The sequence below is a fragment of the Aurantibacter sp. genome (genome assembly GCF_039941195.1).
In the GTDB taxonomy this organism is placed as follows: Bacteria; Bacteroidota; Bacteroidia; order Flavobacteriales; family Flavobacteriaceae; genus Aurantibacter_A.
This window is the reverse complement of the sequence record NZ_JBDVFA010000007.1, coordinates 66167-82731: the sequence shown is the minus strand read 5'-3', so window position 1 is coordinate 82731 and position 16565 is coordinate 66167. Positions and strand designations below refer to the sequence as shown.

The 16565-nt window shown below is 31.6% G+C and carries 19 protein-coding genes; 8 read left to right on the top strand and 11 right to left on the bottom strand.

All coding sequences use genetic code 11. The features are described from left to right. Nucleotides 1–42: 42 nt before the first annotated feature. Nucleotides 43–546, bottom strand: coding sequence for a pyridoxamine 5'-phosphate oxidase family protein (locus tag ABJF52_RS00880; protein ID WP_348144918.1), 504 nt, complete (start codon nt 544–546; stop codon nt 43–45). Nucleotides 547–799: 253 nt separating this feature from the next. Beyond that, nucleotides 800–940 carry a hypothetical protein gene (locus ABJF52_RS00875; RefSeq protein ID WP_348144915.1) on the bottom strand — a complete coding sequence of 47 codons (141 nt, stop codon included), beginning with the start codon at nt 938–940 and terminating at the stop codon, nt 800–802. A gap of 352 nt (nt 941–1292) precedes the next feature. Between ABJF52_RS00875 and ABJF52_RS00870 the strand changes: the two genes are divergently transcribed. Continuing rightward, nucleotides 1293–1658, top strand: a complete 366-nt coding sequence (locus tag ABJF52_RS00870) for a hypothetical protein (protein WP_348144912.1) — start codon at nt 1293–1295, stop codon at nt 1656–1658. On the opposite strand, the gene ABJF52_RS00865 is transcribed toward ABJF52_RS00870, so the two are convergent. The 4 genes from ABJF52_RS00865 to ABJF52_RS00850 all read right to left on the bottom strand — a co-directional run bounded on the left by ABJF52_RS00865 (nt 1659) and on the right by ABJF52_RS00850 (nt 5300). After that, complete coding sequence (locus ABJF52_RS00865; RefSeq protein ID WP_348144909.1) at nt 1659–2093, bottom strand: response regulator; 435 nt, start codon at nt 2091–2093, stop codon at nt 1659–1661. A 37-nt stretch (nt 2094–2130) separates the two neighbouring features. After that, nucleotides 2131–2505 (bottom strand): hypothetical protein, encoded by a 375-nt coding sequence (locus ABJF52_RS00860; protein WP_348144906.1) that lies wholly within the window; start codon nt 2503–2505, stop codon nt 2131–2133. 124 nt (nt 2506–2629) lie between these two features. Further along, nucleotides 2630–3721: a DUF748 domain-containing protein gene (locus tag ABJF52_RS00855; RefSeq protein WP_348144903.1), complete on the bottom strand. Its 1092-nt coding sequence runs from the start codon at nt 3719–3721 to the stop codon at nt 2630–2632. Nucleotides 3722–3737: 16 nt separating this feature from the next. After that, nucleotides 3738–5300 (bottom strand): hypothetical protein, encoded by a 1563-nt coding sequence (locus tag ABJF52_RS00850; protein WP_348144900.1) that lies wholly within the window; start codon nt 5298–5300, stop codon nt 3738–3740. 302 nt (nt 5301–5602) lie between these two features. On the opposite strand from ABJF52_RS00850, the gene ABJF52_RS00845 reads away from it, so the two are divergent. From ABJF52_RS00845 to ABJF52_RS00835, 3 genes are all read left to right on the top strand, one after another. Further along, nucleotides 5603–6001 carry a VOC family protein gene (locus ABJF52_RS00845; protein WP_348144897.1) on the top strand — a complete coding sequence of 133 codons (399 nt, stop codon included), beginning with the start codon at nt 5603–5605 and terminating at the stop codon, nt 5999–6001. Nucleotides 6002–6011: 10 nt separating this feature from the next. Then, on the top strand, nt 6012–6314 hold the full coding sequence (gene raiA / locus ABJF52_RS00840; protein WP_348144894.1) for a ribosome-associated translation inhibitor RaiA: 303 nt from the start codon (nt 6012–6014) through the stop codon (nt 6312–6314). 92 nt (nt 6315–6406) lie between these two features. Continuing rightward, nucleotides 6407–7408, top strand: coding sequence for a DNA topoisomerase IB (locus ABJF52_RS00835; RefSeq protein ID WP_348144891.1), 1002 nt, complete (start codon nt 6407–6409; stop codon nt 7406–7408). Nucleotides 7409–7670: 262 nt separating this feature from the next. Here ABJF52_RS00835 and ABJF52_RS00830 read toward each other — a convergent pair whose 3' ends face one another. The 4 genes from ABJF52_RS00830 to ABJF52_RS00815 all read right to left on the bottom strand — a co-directional run bounded on the left by ABJF52_RS00830 (nt 7671) and on the right by ABJF52_RS00815 (nt 13920). Further along, entirely contained in the window at nt 7671–8468 is a 798-nt protein-coding gene (locus ABJF52_RS00830) for a DUF4886 domain-containing protein (protein WP_348144888.1), read from the bottom strand. Between the two features lie 58 nt (nt 8469–8526). Continuing rightward, entirely contained in the window at nt 8527–9816 is a 1290-nt protein-coding gene (locus ABJF52_RS00825) for a Gfo/Idh/MocA family oxidoreductase (RefSeq protein WP_348144886.1), read from the bottom strand. A gap of 178 nt (nt 9817–9994) precedes the next feature. Further along, nucleotides 9995–10678 carry a response regulator gene (locus tag ABJF52_RS00820; protein ID WP_348144883.1) on the bottom strand — a complete coding sequence of 228 codons (684 nt, stop codon included), beginning with the start codon at nt 10676–10678 and terminating at the stop codon, nt 9995–9997. Between the two features lie 98 nt (nt 10679–10776). Then, nucleotides 10777–13920 carry a two-component regulator propeller domain-containing protein gene (locus tag ABJF52_RS00815; RefSeq protein ID WP_348144880.1) on the bottom strand — a complete coding sequence of 1048 codons (3144 nt, stop codon included), beginning with the start codon at nt 13918–13920 and terminating at the stop codon, nt 10777–10779. Between the two features lie 152 nt (nt 13921–14072). Here ABJF52_RS00815 and ABJF52_RS00810 point away from each other — a divergent pair, with 152 nt between their 5' ends. Continuing rightward, the gene (locus ABJF52_RS00810) at nt 14073–14948 is read left to right on the top strand and encodes an aminotransferase class IV (protein WP_348144877.1); all 876 of its coding nucleotides are present in this window, start codon (nt 14073–14075) and stop codon (nt 14946–14948) included. Here ABJF52_RS00810 and ABJF52_RS00805 read toward each other — a convergent pair. Then, nucleotides 14923–15279, bottom strand: coding sequence for a pyruvate kinase (locus tag ABJF52_RS00805; protein ID WP_348144874.1), 357 nt, complete (start codon nt 15277–15279; stop codon nt 14923–14925). The genes ABJF52_RS00810 and ABJF52_RS00805 overlap by 26 nt on opposite strands. Nucleotides 15280–15498: 219 nt before the next feature. Here ABJF52_RS00805 and ABJF52_RS00800 point away from each other — a divergent pair, with 219 nt between their 5' ends. The 3 genes from ABJF52_RS00800 (at nt 15499) to ABJF52_RS00790 (ending at nt 16516) form a co-directional block, all read left to right on the top strand. Next, nucleotides 15499–15633, top strand: a complete 135-nt coding sequence (locus ABJF52_RS00800; protein ID WP_348144871.1) for a hypothetical protein — start codon at nt 15499–15501, stop codon at nt 15631–15633. 243 nt (nt 15634–15876) lie between these two features. Next, complete coding sequence (locus ABJF52_RS00795) at nt 15877–16131, top strand: hypothetical protein (protein WP_348144868.1); 255 nt, start codon at nt 15877–15879, stop codon at nt 16129–16131. 19 nt (nt 16132–16150) lie between these two features. After that, nucleotides 16151–16516, top strand: coding sequence for a hypothetical protein (locus ABJF52_RS00790; protein WP_348144865.1), 366 nt, complete (start codon nt 16151–16153; stop codon nt 16514–16516). Nucleotides 16517–16565: the final 49 nt, after the last annotated feature.

The window sequence follows — 16565 nt, the reverse complement described above, 5'->3', positions numbered from 1 at the left end:
TATTCTTTTGATTGAGACTTATCCCTTCAATAAGGCTATCTATTATCCGACATCAATTGCTCCCTCTTGACCTAAATCTGGTTTATCACCTGACAATAAAGTCATTCCTGCTTCAAATAAAGCAACCAAAGAATTACTCTTAGTATCCCAATAATAACCTTCAGTTGGTTTTATTTGGATTGCAGTTAAATTTGCATCATCCGGGCCATTAAACCAAATATCGTCAGCTTTTTTATATAAATCTTTTAATATGTGGGCATCCGTTCTAATAAAGGCATCTCCATAAACTGTCATAAATTCCATAGAATTTGGGTCGGAATAAAAAAGTTGTGCGCGTGCTTCATCTTCTATATGCATGTTGTGCGAACTATCTTTGCCACTCAAAAACCAAATTGCACCCATATCGTCTACTTTTTTGGTACTCATAGATACCACATGAATTGGTTGATGTGAAAAATTTGTACCTAACATCACCATGCCAATTGACTCGGCTAATTCTTTTATTTTGCTCTTCGCATCTTCTTTAAATACATTTTTTGTGCTCATAATTTCTGACTTTAATGCTAAAATACCGATCAGAAGTCGACTACGATGCTTCAAAAAATAAAGTTATTAATGCGATAAAATTTGAATATTTAATTTGACTAAAAAAAGCTTTAAATTGCTATATTTAATTTTAAACCTACAGGTTACGTCAAATCCGAATTAATATCGATAATTCAATCGGCACTATTTTCTTTTGAATAAAAAAAGCTCCTTAAAAAGGAGCTTTATATCATAATATATTCTTCAACAAAAATTACTTTTTATTCTGTTGTTCTTTAATGGTTTTCTTATCAATATCAAATTCGTTCGTTTCGATATTCGTATTGCCTGTTGGATTTGTCGGGTTAGTTTGTTTTACTTTTCTCTTAAATTTTCTTTTATCCTTAATGCTCATAATCTTTATTATTTTATAGTTCAATTTTAAATTAACTACTACTAGTTTTTAGTAGTAGCTTAATGATACACCGATAACTTAATAGATTATTACGCCAAATATTGACTTGATAAAAAATAGATTTAACGCTATTGTAGTATGGTCATTGTTTAAGATTTTTATGCCTCAACCACTTTCCTCAAATGATATTGTACGAGCTTCACAAAATTCTATCGCATTTACGCATTAAATTAAGAGAAGACTTTAATACCATGTATACCCCATAATTTTTTCAAGGCAATTTTAGAATGGATGTCATTAACTACACAAGAAGATGCACTCTACATTTGAAAAATAATTAAAAAAATGACCTATGAAAAAATCAATTATATTATGTCTATTATTTATATCTTCCCTTTTTTTTGCCTCTTGTAGTAAAGACAATGACCCCGCTGACGATAATCTTTTTGTGGGTACATACAATGGGACTATAAGTTATTCTGATGTAAATACTAATACTGAAATTTCAACAGATGATGGGCGCGTTACTCTTGTTAAAGTTGGAGATACGTACACCTTTGATTTCTCTGATGGAATTCCTAGTCTTAAAGGTATAAAAATGGATAAAAACCAAAGTACTTTAATCAGTGAAGATGGAACGGTAAGTATCGATGAAGGTACATTGATTATTGCTTATAGCTACGATGAGGAAGTGTGGGGTGCAAATTGTACACGATAATTATTCAATCACAAAATCCTCAATATTTGTTGCTTCATTTTTTAAAGAAGAAAAACAATTTTCTATTTTAAATATTAGTTCTTTGAATGATTGAGGCTTCTGTAAATAAAATGCAGCACCCTTACTTTGTAGTAATTTCACTTCTGCTTCATCAAAATAACCAGAATAAATTACTACATGTATATCAGAAAAACGTGGCTCTCTTTTTATATCATCTAAACATTCTACCCCATTCATTAAGGGCATATTTAAATCTAGAAAAATTAAATCAGGTAATTCTGTTGTGGGATTGTGCAAATTTGCCATTAAATCCACTCCATTATTAAAAGTAAGTATACTGCTCTCTAATTTTGTAGCTTCCAATGCTTCGGAAAATAATTGTTGATCATCTTGGTCATCATCGACCAAAAAAATTAATGGGTTTGTAGTGTTCATAGGTATTTAAATAAGATGTTCAACTAAAACTATAATACTATTTTGAAGTGTCTTGTAATTTTTGATATATCTCAAATTGTTCTTCAGATAAAATACTTTTCAATTGTCTCCCTTGTTCATCTTCTAAACTTCCCATCATTTCACCATTTGGAGTGCTTACTTGAAGTTGTTTAAATTCCTTCATACCTTTTCTGAACATAAGAATTTGATTATCGGTCATATTTAAATCTGCAAACAATTTTTCGGAACCGTAATCAGACATCGTATCCACATTAGCTGTTTGATTATTTGTTGTTGTTTCAACTTTTTCTGAATCTTCTAGCTTATTCGCATTTACTGTTTTAGAGCTTTTACAGCTAGTTAAGGCAAACGTTAAACTAGAAACTATTAAAATATATCTTGGTGCTTTCATATCGTTTTTTAAATTATATACCACCAAAATACATGCTTCCTCAACATCGCTTTAACTTAATCGAAAATTTTATTGATTTAAAAAACGCTGATTAACATGCGTTAATTTCAATTAATCTCTCTTATTATTTATTTGCACCCACCTCTGCATCTTCAAAATCAACTTCATCGTCCACAGTGCCCTTATAAGCAGTAACCCATGCGTTCTTAAAAACATTAAATATAGTGGGCCAAATCTTTCCTTCTACCTTATTTAAATCTCCTTCAATAGGCACTTTAGTAGCCAAGGTGTTGTTCTTCTGGTTTTTAAGAATAAATTTGAAAAAGCCTACAAAACCTTCCCATAATTTCTCAAAGAATTTATCTTCCTTCTCAATTAGTTTCGAATTTTTTAAAAGTGGTTTTAGGTATCCGGTAAGGAATCCATCTGCAATGGCTACTTCGCTATATAAATTAAAATTGCCTGAAGAAAAATCTATTCCAGCATAGTGATTTGTAAAATCATTAAATGCAGTAATTTGAGCTTTTTCGAGTGAAAAAGAAACATCCATATCTGGAATCTCTTTTACTAAATCCATCTTTCCCTCCAACTTCACATCACCATTTCCGATTGAAACAGCAGTAGCACTAATTTTGGAAGGTAATTCCTTTTCAACACGCACAACATTTCGAAGATTTGAAGCACTTAAATTGATTTTGTTAAAGTTCAAATCAATATTTGGATCTGCCGCTAATTGCACAAAAGCAGCTTTGCCTTCATTAACTTTTAAGTTATTAATCTCTATAGGAACCAAATCGGTGAGTGCCGCAGTCCAATCATCGATATCTGTATTTTCATTGCCAGTTTCTTGTTGGTCTTCAAAAACATAAATTAATGTTGGCCTAGTCAGTTCAATTTCACTAACCACTTTTCCATCAAAAAGAGCACTCCATTCTACAGAGATATCTGCCTTTTCAATATCAATAAAAGGCACTTCAGATTCCGCATCAATCTTATTTAAATACAGTTGATTAATTACGTAAGCGCCACGAATTAATGAAATATCAATATCCTCTATGTGTCCATGAAAACCTGGAATATTTGCTAGTACACCGTTCACATATTTTTTTACAGCGAAGGGTAATAACAATCTAAAAATTACTAATACTGATATTATTAGTATAGGAATTAAATATCTTTTTTTGCGTAAACCTATGCTACTTTTTGACTCTTCCATATATTTTCGGTTTATCTTATTCTTTTTCTCCATTACCTATTAATGTGCTACCAATTCCATTTTTTAAATTTAACCAGAGGTAATTAAAAAATGATTTTGTTTGGTCGCGCTCAACTTCAATTCTACCATGTCTATAGCCATTAGCATCCGTTTTAGAATTTTCTTTAATAAAAATATTTCCAATGGCCGTAAGCACTTTATTTATTCCTAATCTATTTTTCTTTAATATCACAAACTCAAAGTTTCGATATTTCATCTTTATATCTCCTTTTGACTGAACTCCATTACCACTTATGGTATAATAAATTTCTTCGGCCATACCTGTAGCGCGAGAACGCATATTAGATTCTAGAAACGGGTTAATACTTTCTGCGTTAAAATCTTTGAAAGTACCCATAGCTGTAAAACTGTCGTTTCTATCATTTACATCAAAGCTCCATTCTAAAGTCATAGGAGAACTTTTCATAAACATTGCTTCAGCATTAATAGAAATATTGCCAGCTGAATCTAAATTGGATATACCCAGAATGTCTGCATTTATTTGGTCAAAATAAATTCGACCCGCATCTGTATCTGCATCAACCAATTCTTCGTAAGCTAACTGTCCATTTTTTATCATTAATTGTTTTATCGAAATAGCTATTGGAAGCTCCCGTAATGTTTGACTATACAACCTCTTTTTTGATAAATCATCTGCCACTAATTTGTCGCGATAGATAGTTGAAATGGGATGCTTTAATACACCTGAACTTGCTGTAACAAAAATGCGATTATCATTGACTCCAAAATTTAAATCTCCAATTAACACCTCATTAATAGCTAATGAAATATGATCACGCTCTTTTTCAATTATAGTTGACAATTCTTTTTTACTGTAATTAGAATCAATAGCCAAATGACTTATTTCTAAGTTGCGATTTGCTATGTTTAATGCATCAATTCTTAGGGATTCATATTTATTTAACTTAAAAAAAACATCGTTTACATCCAGCGTATAGTCTTCATATGTAAAAGGTATTTTATTATTAATTATGGTGGAATCTAACCTTACATCGTACATTTTTAAATCCATATTATTCAATCGAAGCTGAACGTTATCACTCGCATTATTTATAAGCTCAATATTGCCATCATCAATTTGCAATTCCCCTATTGAAATATTCCTATTAAGCTCAAAACTTTTTTTCGCTGAAGAATTATTGTCAGTTGTCCGATTATTCGAGATTCTCAATATTGGTTTATCTAAAGTGATTTGTGAAATCTTAATTTTATCATTGATAAAAAATTGCCAAATACTAAAACCACTTAAACCTAACATGTCTGCACTAAAGCGGGCATAAACGCTATCATTTTGATGTTTTACACTACCAGAAATATTTTTTATAGAAACAGCTCCACTCAAAACATTTACATTTAATTCTTTGTGAGCAACTGCTATATGATTGGGAATTTTTCTTGCTAAATGATTTTTAATTCTAGACTCCAAATAAAATTGAATAGAAAATACAGCGATAATGAGCAGCAAGATTGCTCCTATTAAAAAAGTAATTATTCCTCTAGACCTCTTATTAATTTGCATGAAGTGCACTTTTATTTTCGCAATGAAATTGATGAATATTTCACTGGGCATAAAATCCAATTTTAGCTCGATACAAGTGCACTTTATTACATATTAAATTAATTCAATCGCAATTTATATTTAAAATTAGTCTGGCTTTTTGCGTGGCTCTTAGTCTAGTAGAAATTAGGAATACTCACTAATCAAAGCATCAATAAAAAAAATACTTTGTTAAAGGGTGAAATTGCAATGGATTAAAATTTTAATTTTTAGAACAAAGGCAAATCAATTACTAAAAATAGTTTTGAGTAAATAAAAATATTATGAAAGTACAAGCTTATTTAGCCTTTAATGGCAATTGTCAAGAGGCGCTCAGTTTTTATGGCGACTTATTTAATGCGCAAATTAAAAACCGGCAAACCTATGAAGACAAAACAATTGATGTTCCAGAAAGCTATCGAAAAAACATACAACATGCCGAATTAAATGGTAAAGGAATTAGTTTAATGGCATACGATGCCTCCCCCGACACCCCGATTAACAATGGAAATCAAATACATATGAGTATAAATATGGAAGATAAAGACAAAGCCAATGAAGTTTTCAAGAAACTTTCTGAAGGAGGTCAAATTCATCATGATTTTCGAGAACGTGAATGGGGTCACTTCGGAAGATGTAGTGATAGATATGGTATAAACTGGATGATTAATAGTGAAAAATAAATTGAATAACATGCAAATAATATTTGAATACCACGACGTGGCACAAAGCAATACTTTGGAACAACATGCCAATGAGAAATTACAAAAACTAGGCGAAAAATTTAAAAGTGTAATACGAGCTGATGTATTTTTTAAACAAGAAAATACGTCTTCAGACGAGACAGGCAAAATATGCAATATCCGTTTAAGTTTACCTGGTCCAAGGCTTTTTTCAGAAGCTAGTCACGACAATTTTGCTAATTCTATCAATGAATCGATTAACGAATTGGAGCGACAACTTCGAAAGCGTAAAGAAAAAAACAAAGCGTATTAATATAATATAATTAATAACTATTTCAAATACCCTAAAAATTAGATTAGGTTATTAACTACTTCTATTTCTAGTGGACATAAATTATAGCTATTATGGTAAAAATACAGGAAGTAGATGATAGTGCTATGGCCATTACGCGGCGAAAATATGGGAGAGGATTTGCATATTATTACGAAAATGGAAAAAAAATCAAGAATAAAGAAGTATTAAAAAGGTTACGAAAATTAGTCATTCCACCGATGTGGACTAATGTGCTAATTTGCAGATTCGACGATGGTCATGTTCAAGCGGTAGGTCGCGATTTAAAAGGGCGCAAACAATACATCTATCATTCCGTTTATGGAAAAGTTCGTCAAGAAGAAAAATTTAAACGGATGCTAGATTTTGTTGATAAATTACCTAAAATTCGTAAGAAAGCTAGAAAAGATTTGAATTCGAATGTATGGAATAAAAAAAAAGTTTTAGCGCTTATAATAATGATATTAGATGAATATGGTATACGAATTGGCAATAAACAGTACCGAAATAGAAACGAGACTTTTGGCCTTTCTACATTACGGCGAAAGCATCTTTCAATCGAAAAAGAAGAATTAGTATTTACTTTTAAAGGCAAAAGCAATAAAATAAGAGAAGTACATATTGATGATGATGAGTTAATTCCTTTTATAAAAAAAGCAGCTGATATGCCTGGCTATGAAATTTTTAGATATCGTAATGATCATGGCACCTATCAAGACGTGGATAGCGATGATGTAAATAACTATATTTCAAAATACATGGCTCCAGAATTTTCAAGTAAAGACTTTAGAACCTGGGCCGGAAGCCGACTAGCTATTGAATTTTATCCTAAAGCACTTACAAATCAAAAGAAAAAATCTAGAAGAAAATTCAGTAATATAGTTATTAAAATGGTTGCCGAAGAATTGGGCAATACTCCTACTGTATGTCGAAATTATTATGTGCATCCGGCAATATTTGATGTGATCGATAAAAAAAACGTACCTCATCCTAACCCATTCAAAGATTCTAAAAATGAATTTGGACTTACTTCAGATGAAAAATTGGCACAGAAAATTATAGGAGATAGTTATTAATAACTAAAGGAATGATTTCTCTCAAAAGGTTATCAACAAGTCTTGTCAATCAAAATATATCTAAATGCAGCTTTTGGGGTGTATCTTACGTGTACTTTAAACTTCCTTACCCTTTGTACTCATTAGCTTTGTTACATACTGTATCGGCAAATAGAAAGAATAAATCAAGCATAATTTTTTCTATAAGTTTATCATCATATTATGCAAGTACAAACTCGAATAATTTCTAACACAACTAAAAATTCTACTATAGAAGTGCTATCTACTTTGCGGCTATCCTTCTTAAATATCGCGCAGTTTTCTTAGATAGCTCATCTGGCCCATATTTTATTTTTTTTGGTGATTTTCCAAATAGCTCCTTAAACCAAATACAAGCTGCTAGATAACAACCGTTTTCATTGGCATGAAACCGATCTTTTGGGTTCCAAAGGTCGATATGTTCCCGTTTCTTAATTGAACGATAAAAGGCATTACCCGAAGTTAAAATTGGTGAATTAAAATGTTTAGATAAGACTTCATAATTCTTTTCCAACCCTATGTACATTTGATCCATCGTAATTCCAAACTCCACCAAACGGGGACTGTCGGGGGCATAAGCCCAAGTCTGATGGATATAAATTTTTGCCTGCGGTGCATGCTTACTAATAAAGTCTCTAATTTCATCGGCAAAAGGTTGGTACGATTCAGCTTTAAAACTAAGGTGACTAACCTGTTGCATGGTAACAACATTCCAATCATCGCTTAATAACCATTCCTTTAACGATTTGCCCTTATAGGGCTTCAGTGTTGAATCTTGCTCGCATTGTTTAATAAGATTTGCATGCTTTTCCAAGTTACAACCTCCAATATTAGCTTTCCCAATAATGATTTCTACACCTTTAACGGATGCGGTAATTTCTTTTAAATATTTACTTGCATTATTGGCAAAGCTATTGCCAATAGTTAAAATTCGTACAGTGTCTGTTACTTTACTATCAAACCCATTTGAAAATACTTTACCTGATAAGAAAAAGAACACTGCGAATATTAAAGTACAGTATTTAAAAGTATTTTTTCTCATTGTTTATCTTATTTATTTTTATATTAAATATGGGTTAACTATCAAATTAAAATAACGATTACTTGACCAAACGCCATTTCTTTCTTGGCTTGCGCGCTAATAGTTTATTGGCCTCTGAATCTCCTATACATTTTTCTTTTTCAGAATCCCACTGTAGTTTTCTTTTCAAGCGATACGAAATTAAGCCTAAATGCATGGGTAAGGTCATATTTCGCGCATAGGCCAAATTTGACTCAGGCTGCGTTCGTGATTTTACCGAATCAACAAAATTTTGTTGGTGCCCTGGTGAGCGTACCAAGGTTTTTGGTACTTCAGCAATATCAGTAACCGTTTCACCATTAATAGTAATTTCTCTGCTATTGTAATCACAAATTAGAGTACCCTTATCTCCTTCAAAATAGGCACCAATACTTCGGTCAGCAGCTCCTGGAACATTTGGTGGTTCACTTGTCCAATGGATTTTCAAATTCTCAAATTCGTAATCAATATCAATCCACTTTGGGGTATTAGCAATACCATCGGCTTCTTCACCACGCGCATCTATACTTTTTAATCCTATAGGTTCTAATGCCCAAAAAGCCACATCAGCTATATGACACCAGAAATCAGCAAATACACCTCCTGAATAATCTAAAAAATATCTATAAGTAAAGTGACATTTCTCAGGAATATAATCAACAAACGGAGCGGGACCGAGCCACATATCCCAATTCAAACCTTTGGGTACTGCAACTGGTTTTGGTTGGCCCATATCGGGTGTGTCACCACTTTTCCACAATCGTACGGTCTTAACCGTACCGATGGCACCTGACTTAATAATCTCAACAACACGATGGTAGTTATCAGTCGCATGAATCTGATTACCCATTTGAAAAATACTATTATGTTTCTCGAGATTTTTAAGCATCATTTGCCCCTCATCTACATTATATGAAAGCGGTTTTTCGCCATATACATCTTTCCCAGCCTGAAATGCCAGCGTTGCAATTTGCGCATGCCAATGATCGGGTGTGGCACAAGTAATTGCATCAATATCTGATCGGTCTAAAATATGTCTAAAATCAGCGTATCCTTTTACGTTTTTTCCTGGTTGCAGCGTATCCATCGTTTTTAAACTACTTGCTAAATGAGATTCATCAACATCACAAAGTGCCACAACATCCACTTCAGGTAGATTAGCAAACCATTTCATATGATTATTACCCATGCCCCCAACGCCAATATGCGCTACTCGCAGTCGATCACTTGGCACCACCTTAGTATATGCATATGGTAAAACTGTAAGCCCCATAAGCCCTAAGCTACTTTGTTTAATAAATTTTCTACGCGATTGATTTTTTGTCGGCATGTGGCTGATTTTCGATTCCAACTAAAAATAAGTATTCCAATTAACAAAAGCCAACTTTAAGTTATTAAGAGAACTATAAATTGAGGGTAAAAAGAATCTCTAGTTTTAATGTTCTTATGCAAGATTACTCCCTTACTTGCCATTAAATCTATGCCTTTCATTGGTAATATTTCAAATTTTAAATAATACCCATTTCTTTAGCCCTTTCTATAATAGCTGCATCATCACCCTTTTCTATTCCTAAGATTTGTTTAATAATAGATTTTCTTTTCTCAATAGCACTCAAAGAAAGCGGTATAAAATCCACTAAATTTTTTGTCTTTACCCCTTTTGACAACTGTAGAATAATTTTTCGGTCAATTGAATCTAGTTGTTCAAGGTTATCAAGGCTAACTTGGTTTCTTAACAATTGCATCACAGTAGAGCTATAATAAGGGGGATTATAGATTACTTTGGTAATTGCCATTAGAAGCTCATTTGAATTTATATCTGTCTTTATCAATAAACCACTAGGATTTATAGTTTTTAAAATATTAATTATTCTGAAATTATCATTGACTGCAGTAAGTACCATAATTTTCACATTAGGCAATTTCATTGTGGCAAACATAGCCAAATCTTCGCCGTCTATTATTTTACCTTTCAAACTTTCTGGAATTTGAAGATCTACAATGACAATATCATATGGTGTTGATTCAGCTGCTAATTCTATCTTAGCTATAGCGGTATCACAATTACGGGCATCGTCAATTTCCAAAGTTTTTAAATCAGAATTTAAATTCTTGAAAATTTCCCTACAAGCTTCAATAACTACCGGATGGTCATCAATATGTAGAATTTTTATTTTTTTTAGAGACTGCAAGTTTCTACTATTTAAAAGAGGTTAGAAAATTAAATAATAATTTTTAAGACTAAGTACGGTTTTACCGTAAATATGTTGGTTATTGGGTTTAAGAAAAGCTAATCTCGTTTATCTAAATTGAGTGGTATCTTAATAAAAATGGAAGCTCCATTACCATTTTCATTTTCAAAATGTGCTTGACCTCCTATACTTTCAGCTCTTGATTTAATATTTTTCAGTCCAATACCTTTGTTGAGATATCCTTTTTTAAAACCAACACCATTATCTAAAATATTTAGCTCCAGTGCGTTGTTTATTTTTTCGAAAGTAATACTTACTATTGAGGCCTTCGAATGTTTTAATATATTAAATATTGATTCTTGAATTATACGATATAGGTTAAACTTTATATCATCATGAATCGTTGACCATTTTATTTTAGCGTCACTTTTTAGCGAATATTCAATATTATTACTGGTGCATTGTTCTGCTAACAATTGTTCTATAACCGCTGTAAAAGCATGTGTAGAAAAAGACAAATTTGGACTTAGTCCGTGTGAAATACTTCTGACTTCTTGCTCAAGATCTGAAAGTTTATTCACATACTTTTTTCGGTCTTTTGCCTGTTGCTCATAATCTTTTTGGCTGCTATTGTCTAAACCCAAACGAATCCCGAAAATGGTACCTAATAAACTATCGTGTAATTCTTTAGCAATGCTCTCTTTTGCTATGCGACGGCCTTCTTCTAAATTTATTTGTTTTAGAAGTTTATTCTGATAAATAGTTTCTGTTCTCTGTTTAACAGTCTCTATTCGATAGTCAATAAACAGCCAAATGGCAGATAACCCCAACATTAAATAAAAAATTTGAGCCCATATAGTTTTCCACCAAGCAGGAATTATTTTAATAGCTAGCGTTGTTGGCATAATACTCCAAACCCCATCATTATTTGCAGCTTTCACCTGAAATTCATAGTCGCCAGAATTAAGATTTGTATAGGTTGCACTTGTAGTATTACCTACATAATTCCAATTTTGATCAAAACCTTGTAACCTATAAGCATAGGTGGTTTTCTCGGGTCTAGTAAAGTTTATACTAGCATAATTAATTGTGAAAACAGATTGGTTATAATTAAATTCAATAGCAGCTGTTTGTGAGATCTCTTTTTTTAATGGAGAGTCTTTTGCAAGTGGAATAACATCTTCATTAAATAGTTTTAAATTGGATATATATACCTTTGGTGGAATATAATTCTTTACTAATTGTTGCGGTTTAAAGTAATTAACACCCTCAAAACTTCCAACATAAATGGTGCCATCATTAGTTGTTAACAAAGTGTTGTCATGAGAATAATTACTTAGCAAACCGTCATCAATGGTATAATTGTCTGTGGAATTGGAAGTAAAATCCAATTTGCTTAATCCAGATTTTCCATTCACCCAAATATTGTGATTTTCAGATTCTGTAATGGCGTTGATAACCGTCTGACTAAAACCATCAAAATTCGTGTAATCTTTAAAAGTTTTTAAATTAAGGTCATAAGAAAATAAACCGTTCCCATTAGTTCCTATCCAAAGGGTATTATCTTCAGACTGATATATTGAAAGAATAGGATTTACATTGAGACTTTTACCATTTTTCTTCATTAGCTTTGTCATTCGATTAATGACAAAGCTATTATCTGGTTTCAGCGTTAACTTAAATAAATCTGTTTTTGTACCAACCCAAATGTTATCTTCAGTGTCTACGAAAACAACTCTTGTATCGACATTTACTATTCCGTTTTCAACAAATGGTGGCGAATCACAATAAAAAATCCTTTTTCTTTGCGAGTCGTAATAATGAATTCCTTTTAGAAAAGAAGCCAAATAAATATTTCCTTTAGAATCTTCGGAAAAACCAAATATGGCGTTAGATTTAATAGTATTATTAGCCGTATTTGTATTGTAATTAATAAATTTCTTTGAACCTTTTTCCAAGTAATACAAACCCTTATCCCAGGTGCCAACCCAGAGATTTTCATGACTATCTAAAAATACACTTAAGATAGCGGTACTGGTCAATCCTTTAATTTTAGAGCTATGTTTACTATTTACATGTTCTATCTTCTTTGTTTTAGGATTGTAAATGTCAATCCCTCCGGGCACACCAATCCAAACTTTACCATCAACACTTTGTTGAATACCTGCCACGGAAGAACCTTGTAATGAAAGTGGATTACCAGGGGTATGTTTAATAGTATTGAATTTACTATTAAAACGATCAATAACTTGTATACCTTGATCAAAACTACCTATCCACAATCTATTGTAGCTGTCCCCATAAATTTGCCATATCGAAAGTGATCCTAAACTATTTTCGATTAGCCTATCGGCAGTATATTTATGCAAAATTTGAGTGTCGCGATTGTACGACCAAAGTCCATCTAATTCAGTACCTACTAATAACTGATTATCAATAAATAAAAGAGAAAAAATTCTTCGATTCGAAGATTCTATTTTTGAAATAATTTTGTTTCTATTCTTATCTAACTTATAAATACCGCCATTTATCGTTCCAAACCAAAGGTTATTCTCTTGGTCTATGTCCATGCCAGTAATGTATTCATCAAATTCATTAGGAAATTTATCTTTAAATATTTCACTTCTAGTATCCAGAACAAAAAGCCCTTCCGTTGTACCTGCATAAATGGTACCATCAACACTTTTAGTTAATCTTCTGAAAATTAATTCCTTGATGTCTTTAGCATCTGTTTTAATTTTTGAAACTTTAGTAGCAAAAAGTGGCATTTTAAAAGCACCATTATAATGGGTTCCAATAATTAAATTGCTATTATTATCTTCTACTAAGCTTATAACATCAACACTATCTTCTACACCTCCAATTTCTTTAAAATTGATGCGTTCGAATCTATTCAAATCTTTATTATATAAACTAATCCCTCTATTAGTTCCCGCCCAAAGCTGACCTTTAGAATCTATGTACAGGCAATAAACAATATTTGATTCAAGCGAATTTTGGTATTCAAAGTGGTAGGTGAAATTTTCATAATTTAGACCATCAAAACGAAATATTCCATCGCCCTGTGTTGCTATCCAAATAAAACCTGAATCATCTTCTATAATGCTAGAAATGGGCTTTTTTGTTATCTTTTTATTGATATCAATAAAACTTAGATTGTCATAATCTATATGTTGCGCATTTATAATTTTTGTACTAAAAAAGGTGCACAAAAGAAATATGAATAGGTACTTTATTTTCATAGAATGTTAAAAAACAAAGATAAAATAACAGATAAATCTTACAATAATTAAATTGCCCAGATATAAAAAAAAAGAATACGTCTAGTGACTTTAATAAACGCTTGTTACTAATTTTTTAACTTTGAGCAATTACTTACAAAACTCAATAAACCATGGCTAACTATCCTGATAAAGTATTTTTAAATGGCGAAATAATTCCATCCACAGAGGCTAAAGTATCAGTTTTTGATCGAGGGTTTTTATTTGGTGATGGTATTTACGAAGTAATGTTACAAATAAATGGTAGCTATTTCTTCGGCCAAGAACATTTAAATCGTCTTTCAGAATGTCTACATAAAATTAATATTGAATATGATGTAACTGTACTTCCCGAAATTTTAAAAAAATTAGTATCAGTTTCAAACTTGGAGCATAAAGACTGTTTAATCTATATACAAGTTACCAGAGGTATTGCCCCTAGAAAACATGCTTTTCCTTTAGATATTGAGCCAACGGTAATGGCCTATGCCCTACCCTTTTTGCTACCCGAAATAAATGACAAACCTATTTCTGTAATTACACAGAAAGATTTTCGCTGGCATCGATGCGACATTAAAATGACTTCACTCTTAGGCAATGTAATGGCAAACGACTGGGCAATTAAAAATGGACATTTTGAAACCGTTTTTTATAGAGATGATAAAATTACCGAAGCCTCCCATTCTAACATCTTTTTCGTGAAAAATGATGTAGTATACACACATCCAGCAGACGAAAATATTCTAAATGGAATTACGCGGGCAATTGTAATCAATCTATGCAAAAAAAATAATATTGAGGTGCAAGAAGAAGCTATTATGCAAAGTGATTTACCTATGGTGAATGAAGCTTTTCTAACCGGTACCTCAACGCAAATAGCTGCCATAAATATGATAGATGATCATGTATATATTAAAAACAATAAGATTGGCCCGATAACAAAAAAAATACAACAACTTTTTTTAAATCTTAAAAACAGTCAAACTAAGAGACTTCCCCAAGTTTCTTAAACTGATTATATATCATCTGTTTCTCTTTTAAACTAAACTCCTTAGCTTCAAACCAGTCATGTACTGCAATTTTTTGATTTTCTATTTGAGCATTACGGATGGCTTTAAGTGAAACCAAATGCCAATGCACTCCTTTTTTTCGTGCCACGGAATAACCTACATTTTCCATTATATACGATATTCTCGGTCGATTATAAAGACGCACACCATTCTTTAAAATAGCAAGTGTTTTTGTGAGCGCTACAACTTCAGAAAAAGAGTATCTCGCAAAATCAGTAAAGCCATTTTGCTTTACATTATATAATTTGTCTCCTATTTCTAGCTCTCTCATAAATTAGTAAAGCATGTAAAAATAATAGTAGTTTTTTCTTAAAAAAAAGAAGAATTTTACTAGTTATTAACAATAACGAAATAGCACATTAAACCTAGAACCAATGGACATTGATTTTTAAAAGATTAAGAGTAGTCAACAACACATTTTGATTGTGACAATTATCATATTTTGAAATTTAACTTCATCATAAATTTGTACAAAATAAATTACTGACTTATGATTTCACAAACTTTACCACTTGTTAACTACGGTTATGGAGTTATTTTAATAGCCATTTTCGGAGTAGTATGTTTAGCACTTGTTCTAATCGTGTTGAACTTGATGAAAAATGACAAAAAGAAAAATGAGTAATTGCTAAATAGCCTACCTATCTTTATATTTTTAATTGTATTGAATTAATAATTTATAAATTTCAATGGGTAGAATAACTTTGAGTAAATTCAAAATTCTCAGAAAGATTAAGCGTAATAAACAAGTTCAATAACGTTAATTTTCATTTTAGAAGTTAAAATATTTCGAGATTAGGCTGGGTAAACTAATAATTATTTTTTCATATGCTGTTGAAAATGATTACATTAAAAATCACCTTAATTCATGTTTGCAAAAAGCATAAATGAATATCAAAAAAATAAAATGCAAGGATTACATAAAATACTTAATGAAATAACCCTACTTACGACCGATATAGAAACTAACTACCCAGAACTATATCGCTCGTTAGATGAAAATCCAATGACCTTACCAATAAGCCAACATCCGTATATGGATAAAATAGTAATGCAAGAATATCTTGAGAGTTTAAAACAACTCTTGGAGCATTATTTAGATGAACATAAAAGTAATAGTTAATACTTAAATATTCTGATTTATGGGCGTTATCGGCACAGCAGATTCACTAATAACTTTATATTACAGTTCTAAGTCTATACGAGCAAAACAAACATTAGCTTATGCCAAAAGTGAAGGTTTGCCAATTAATGAAGTTGATATTTTAAAAACTGAATTAACAGGAACCCAAATAGCAGAATTGGCAGACCGTTTAAATATCAAAATTGAAGATTTAGTAAACCAAGAACACCCATCATATGCAAAACATTTTGAACATCATGATTTTTCTTCCGATGATTGGATTAAAATGATTCGACATAATCCTGATATTATGAAACAGCCAATTGCAATTCGAGGAAATAAAACCATTCTTATTGAAACCCCAACTGACATTATTAAAATATAATCATCGTTATAGGCATCCCCCTTTATCTTTGAAAATAGATTCAAAAAAA

Excerpts from the sequence above, each read along its gene's own strand:
- ABJF52_RS00860 (WP_348144906.1), bottom strand. The coding sequence starts at position 2,505 with ATGAAAGCACCAAGATATATTTTAATAGTTTCTAGTTTAACGTTTGCC.
- ABJF52_RS00855 (WP_348144903.1), bottom strand. The coding sequence starts at position 3,721 with ATGGAAGAGTCAAAAAGTAGCATAGGTTTACGCAAAAAAAGATATTTA.
- ABJF52_RS00875 (WP_348144915.1), bottom strand. The coding sequence starts at position 940 with ATGAGCATTAAGGATAAAAGAAAATTTAAGAGAAAAGTAAAACAAACT.
- ABJF52_RS00815 (WP_348144880.1), bottom strand. The coding sequence starts at position 13,920 with ATGAAAATAAAGTACCTATTCATATTTCTTTTGTGCACCTTTTTTAGT.
- ABJF52_RS00795 (WP_348144868.1), top strand. The coding sequence starts at position 15,877 with ATGTTTGCAAAAAGCATAAATGAATATCAAAAAAATAAAATGCAAGGA.
- ABJF52_RS00880 (WP_348144918.1), bottom strand. The coding sequence starts at position 546 with ATGAGCACAAAAAATGTATTTAAAGAAGATGCGAAGAGCAAAATAAAA.
- ABJF52_RS00825 (WP_348144886.1), bottom strand. The coding sequence starts at position 9,816 with ATGCCGACAAAAAATCAATCGCGTAGAAAATTTATTAAACAAAGTAGC.
- ABJF52_RS00800 (WP_348144871.1), top strand. The coding sequence starts at position 15,499 with ATGATTTCACAAACTTTACCACTTGTTAACTACGGTTATGGAGTTATT.
- ABJF52_RS00850 (WP_348144900.1), bottom strand. The coding sequence starts at position 5,300 with ATGCAAATTAATAAGAGGTCTAGAGGAATAATTACTTTTTTAATAGGA.
- ABJF52_RS00805 (WP_348144874.1), bottom strand. The coding sequence starts at position 15,279 with ATGAGAGAGCTAGAAATAGGAGACAAATTATATAATGTAAAGCAAAAT.
- ABJF52_RS00790 (WP_348144865.1), top strand. The coding sequence starts at position 16,151 with ATGGGCGTTATCGGCACAGCAGATTCACTAATAACTTTATATTACAGT.
- ABJF52_RS00835 (WP_348144891.1), top strand. The coding sequence starts at position 6,407 with ATGGTAAAAATACAGGAAGTAGATGATAGTGCTATGGCCATTACGCGG.
- raiA (WP_348144894.1), top strand. The coding sequence starts at position 6,012 with ATGCAAATAATATTTGAATACCACGACGTGGCACAAAGCAATACTTTG.
- ABJF52_RS00830 (WP_348144888.1), bottom strand. The coding sequence starts at position 8,468 with ATGAGAAAAAATACTTTTAAATACTGTACTTTAATATTCGCAGTGTTC.
- ABJF52_RS00870 (WP_348144912.1), top strand. The coding sequence starts at position 1,293 with ATGAAAAAATCAATTATATTATGTCTATTATTTATATCTTCCCTTTTT.
- ABJF52_RS00865 (WP_348144909.1), bottom strand. The coding sequence starts at position 2,093 with ATGAACACTACAAACCCATTAATTTTTTTGGTCGATGATGACCAAGAT.
- ABJF52_RS00845 (WP_348144897.1), top strand. The coding sequence starts at position 5,603 with ATGAAAGTACAAGCTTATTTAGCCTTTAATGGCAATTGTCAAGAGGCG.
- ABJF52_RS00810 (WP_348144877.1), top strand. The coding sequence starts at position 14,073 with ATGGCTAACTATCCTGATAAAGTATTTTTAAATGGCGAAATAATTCCA.